We start from the raw sequence: 1,069 nt of genomic DNA on the forward strand, positions 1-1,069 counted from the left end.
TCCCGGCGACCTCGTCCCGGTCGTCCACCAGGACTGGGCCGCCGCCGCGTTCACCACCCCCGTCGCGTTCCTCGCCGCCGCCCTGCTGCGCCGCCGGCCCCGGACGGCCGTCGCCCTGCTGCTCGCCGCCACCGTGGCGCAGACCAAGGCCTGGCGCTGGGAGCTCGAACTGCCGCCGACCGCGCTGCTCGCGGTCGCCACCGCGCTGTGCCTGGTCACGGCCGCCGAACCGCGCCGGACCTCGCGCGCCGCGCTCACCATGGTGCTCGGCCTGCTGATCCTCCATCTGATCCTCTCCCCCGCCCTCGGCGGCGGCCTGCTGCTCACCGGCACCCGGATCGGCGCCAACGACGCGGGCGTGCTGATCGCCGTGATCGCCTGGCTGGTGGGCCGCTCCGCGCACCGGTCCCGGGAGCACGCCGAGGCGTTGAGCGCCCGCGCGGCGAGCCAGGCGGTCACCGCCGAGCGGCTGCGGATCGCCCGCGAGATGCACGACACGGTGGCGCACAGCATCGGCATCGTCGCCCTGCAGGCGGGCGCGGCCCGGCGGGTCATCGACACCCGGCCGGACCGGGCGCGCGAGGCGCTCGGCGAGATCGAGTCCGCCGGACGGGAGACGCTGGCCGGGCTGCGCCGGATGCTCGGCGCGCTGCGCCAGGCCGACGACCCCGGCTCCGCCGAACCCGCGACCGCCCTCCTCCGTCCGCCCGGCCTGGCCGACCTCGACCGGCTGACCTCCGTCACCACGGCCGCCGGCGTACGGGTCGACGTCCGGTGGCACGGCGAACGGCGGCCGCTGCCCGCCGAGATCGACCTGGCGGCCTTCCGGATCATCCAGGAGTCCGTCGCCAACGTGGTCCGCCACGCCGCCGCCCCGTCCTGCCGGATCGTCCTCGACCACCGGCCGACCGAGCTCGCCATCGAGGTCACCGACCGGGGCCGGGGCCACGGCACCACCGCCCCCGGCGCGGGCTTCGGCCTGGCCGGCCTGCGCGAACGCGTCGCGCTGCTGCACGGCGAGTTCGCCGCGGCGCCGTGCCCCGGCGGCGGCTTCCGGGTCGCCGCCCTG

1 protein-coding gene is annotated in these 1,069 nt (G+C 78.1%); it reads left to right on the forward strand.

The features are described 5' to 3' along the window. Window positions 1-259 precede the first annotated feature (259 nt). Window positions 260-1,069: sensor histidine kinase (locus ABD308_RS32815; protein ID WP_344343191.1), on the forward strand; the 810-nt coding region annotated here is incomplete at its 3' end.

The sequence above is a fragment of the Kitasatospora putterlickiae genome, assembly GCF_039527695.1.
GTDB lineage: Bacteria > Actinomycetota > Actinomycetes > Streptomycetales > Streptomycetaceae > Kitasatospora > Kitasatospora putterlickiae.